Source organism: Micromonospora sp. NPDC048835 (assembly GCF_040649995.1).
Lineage (GTDB): Bacteria > Actinomycetota > Actinomycetes > Mycobacteriales > Micromonosporaceae > Micromonospora.
On sequence record NZ_JBEZGM010000066.1, the window covers coordinates 1 to 3638 of the forward strand.

The 3638-nt window shown below is 71.4% G+C and carries 4 protein-coding genes; 2 read left to right on the forward strand and 2 right to left on the reverse strand.

Annotated elements, in window-relative coordinates; all coding sequences use genetic code 11:
- Positions 1–90: 90 nt before the first annotated feature.
- On the reverse strand, positions 91–591 hold the full coding sequence (locus AB0C15_RS32525) for a DinB family protein (protein ID WP_357358584.1): 501 nt from the start codon (positions 589–591) through the stop codon (positions 91–93).
- A gap of 44 nt (positions 592–635) precedes the next feature.
- A complete protein-coding gene (locus AB0C15_RS32530) occupies positions 636–1418 on the reverse strand; it encodes a carbon-nitrogen hydrolase family protein (protein WP_357358586.1) in 783 nt (260 codons plus the stop codon).
- On the opposite strand from AB0C15_RS32530, the gene AB0C15_RS32535 reads away from it, so the two are divergent.
- Together AB0C15_RS32535 and AB0C15_RS32540 are read left to right on the forward strand one after the other, a co-directional pair.
- The gene (locus tag AB0C15_RS32535) at positions 1417–2199 is read left to right on the forward strand and encodes a DedA family protein (RefSeq protein WP_357358588.1); all 783 of its coding nucleotides are present in this window, start codon (positions 1417–1419) and stop codon (positions 2197–2199) included. The two genes, AB0C15_RS32530 and AB0C15_RS32535, sit on opposite strands and share 2 nt — an antisense overlap.
- 220 nt (positions 2200–2419) lie before the next feature.
- The gene (locus AB0C15_RS32540; protein WP_357358591.1) at positions 2420–3526 is read left to right on the forward strand and encodes a histidine kinase; all 1107 of its coding nucleotides are present in this window, start codon (positions 2420–2422) and stop codon (positions 3524–3526) included.
- Positions 3527–3638 lie beyond the last annotated feature (112 nt).

Sequence of the window (3638 nt, forward strand, 5' to 3'; positions counted from 1 at the left end):
ACCCGGTTCGACAAACTCGCCGTCCGCTACGAAGCCACCGTTCACATCGCCGCGATCAACGAGTGGCTGTAACCGACTTCGACACAGGCCCTAGTCGGCGGCCAGGATCTGCTCGCGCAGGATCTCCGCGTGCCCGCAGTGCTGCGCCAGCTCGCGCAGCACGTGCAGGTAGACCCAGCGCAGCGGCAGCGGACCGCGCCGGTTGCCGCGCAGCAGGTCGTCGAGGCCGAGCGACGCCGTCGCGCGGCGGGAGGCTTCGCACGCTTCGGCGTGGGTGCGCTGGATGACAGCGATGGTGTCGCCCTCGTCGAGGACGAACGACTCGTCCGGCGTGGCGGGGATGCCGATCTCCGAGCGGGGCCGACACGTGACGGCCTCGTCGAACCACACCTTCTCCACGAACGCGGCGTGCTTCACCAGACCCAGCAGCGTGGTCCGGGACGGCACCAACGAGCGGCGCGCCTGCTCCTCGGTCAGCCCGTCCAGGTAGCCGTTGAGCGCCCGGCGGTGCTCGTCGATGAACGCCTCGAACTGCGTCTGGGCTGACTGGCCGACGACATCATCGGCGAAGGTCGGGGGAAAGGAGGTCATTCCCGAAGCATTTCAAGGTCATTGCCACCGCGCAAACAGCACACTCAGCCGATGGCGACGCTGATCGACTCACCCTCGGCGGTGCCCGCCCGGGCGTACACCTCGCCGTTTGGCGTCCAGATGCCCGAGCGCCCCGCCGCCTCGGTGTAGCCACCCCCGGTCGACCCGGCGAAGCTCGCCACCGCCACCCAGGCCCCGTGCGCGGTGGCGACCCGGTGTGCCCGCTGCTCCGTCACGGCGGCGTCGCGGGCGGATTCCAGGACGCCCGCCGCGTACACGTCGATCCCGAGCGCGGCCGTCCGCGCCGCGTGCGCGGCCACGCCGGTGTCCCTGCAGATCGCCAACCCCACCCGCCAACCGTCCACATCGAGCACGACCGGGGTGTCGCCGGGCCGGAACCGGCGGGCCTCCGCGTCGCCAAGCCACATCTTCCGGTACGCCACCGTCGCACCGCCGCCGGTCACCGCAAGCATCGCGATGTGGTCGCCCGCGACCGGCGCACCCACCAGGGCCAGCGTATCCGCCTCGGCGCACGCCTCGACCAGCGGCGCCAACCGCGGGTCGTCGACCGACACGACCGGCGCGTGCAACTCGTACCCCGTCAGTGAAAGCTCTGGAAAGACCACCACCCGGGCGCAGGCCGCGCGGACCGCGGCGGCGTGCGCCTCGGCGTTCGCCGCGACATCCAGGGGTACGCACGGCGGCTGCGCCACCGCGAGCCGCAGCCGGGTGCGGCTTTCCGCACCCCCTGCGGTGCGGTCGTTCCGCGCGGCCGGGCGGTCGGCCCCATGGTCGACTCTCAGGATGACTTCGTAACGTGGGCGCATGATTCGAACGTCCCACGCCGTTTTCGCCACCGGAACCCCCGCCGCCGCAGCGGAACCACCGCAGGATGGGATCGTCGGCTACGTCACCGACCTGGTGGAACGACTCGGCGGGCCGGGTGCCGGCCTGGCGGTGGCGTTGGAGAACCTGTTCCCGCCGATCCCCAGTGAGGTGATTCTGCCGCTGGCCGGGTTCGTCGCCGCACAGGGACGGATGAGCCTGTTCGGTGCGATCTTCTGGACCACGCTGGGCTCGGTGGTCGGTGCGCTCGCGCTCTACCTGATCGGCGCGGCGCTGGGCCGCGACCGGATGCGCGCCATCGTGGCCCGTCTCCCACTGGTCAAGCTCAGCGACGTGGACCGGACCGAGGCGTGGTTCCTGCGGCACGGGGTGAAGGCGGTCTTCTTCGGCCGGATGATCCCGATCTTCCGCAGCCTGATCTCCATCCCGGCCGGCGTGGAGCGGATGCCGGTGGCCACGTTCCTGCTCTACACCACGCTGGGCAGCCTGATCTGGAACACCACATTCGTGCTCGCGGGCTACCTGCTCGGCGACAACTGGCACCTCGTCGAGGGCTACGCCGGCATGCTCCAGAAGGTGGTGATCGTCGTCTGCGCGGCGGCGGCCGTCTGGTTCGTCGGGTCCCGCGTGCTGAAGGCCCGCCGTGCCGCCCGGAACCCCGAGCCGCCCGAGCCTGAGCAGAGCCCGCTGGACGGCATGCCCGACCCGGGCGGTCGCGGCACCCTCTACCGCAGCGGTTCGTGGGCCTCCGAGGAGCGCTAGCACCACTCTCTGGTTCCCTGTGCTCTGCTTCCTTTCTTCCTTTGCTCTGCACCCCGTAGCGCACCGGTGTTTGCTCTGCACCCCCGTAGCGCACCGGTGTCGCCTGTCGGAGGGCGCAGACCCAGGATGAGTAGACCCGGTGTGGAGGGCGGGTGAGGTGATGGTGGTGTCGGAACGCCGAACCGGCAGACGGTGGGATCGGCTTCGGTTGCCCCTCGGCGTGGCCGTCGGAAGCGCGACGGCCACCGTCGGGTTCGTCTTTCTCGCCGTCGCGGCCGCCGCGTTCAGCGTGTGCACGTTCGCGCCGGCGGCCGGCCGTCGAGCTGCTGCTGGCCTGACCAGCAGGTACGCGGGGCAGCCCATGCGGTGGGAGCACCGCCGCCTCACCGGGTTGCTCGGCGCGGAGGATCTGCCCGCCCCGGACGCGGTGGCGACCCGGCGGCAGCTCGGCTACCTGGCCGTCCGACTGCTCCCCGGCGTACTCGGCCTGCTGGCCTACGCCGTGCTCGGCTTCGGCGTGGTGCTGGCCGGGATCGTGCTGCGCGCGGCGGTGCGCGGAGAGCTGACCCTCCTCGGTGCCCTGTCCCAGATCGCCGTCGGGGCGGTGCTGCTCCTGCTCAACGTCCAGGCCGTCGCCAGCATCGCCGCCCTGGACATCGGGCTGGCGCGACGACTGCTCGGCCCGGGCAGCCGGGCGGAGCTGACGAGACGCGTCCACGAGCTGACCACCAGCCGGGCCGGAGTCATCGCCGCGGTCGACGCCGAACGGCAACGCATCGAACGCGACCTGCACGACGGCCTCCAACAGCGGCTGGTCGCCCTCGGCATGCTGCTCGGCCGGGTCCGGCGCTCCCGCGACGCCGACCGCGCGCACGCGCTGCTCACCAAGGCCCACGAGGACGTACAACTGGCCATCGAGGAGTTGCGGCAGGTGGCGTGGCGGGTCTACCCGTCGGCCCTGGACAGCAACGACCTGGGCGAGGTCCTGGCCATCGTCGCCCGCGGATCCGAGGTGCCGGTGCGGATTCGCTGCGAACTGCCCACCCGCCCCGAACGGCAACTGGAGACTGTGCTGTACTTCGTGGCCTGCGAGGCGCTCACCAACGCTGCGAAACACGCCGCCGCTAGCCTGGTCACTGTCGATATCGACGTACGAAACGGGTGGATCCGGATGCGCGTGCACGACGACGGCGTCGGCGGGGCGGAACCGACCGGGCGCGGGTTGTCCGGGCTGGCGCGGCGGGTCGCCGCGTTGGACGGCCGACTGCGCGTCACCAGCCCGGCCGGCGGGCCGACGACAGTGCTGGCAGAGTTGCCGTGCGACTAAGGCCTGTTTCATAAGGGCGGTCGAGCCGAGGCGGAGTCCGGGCGGCGATCCGGCAAGGCGCGGTTTCGTCCGGATACCGGTGTTGTATCCGGACGAAACCGCAACGCCGCCG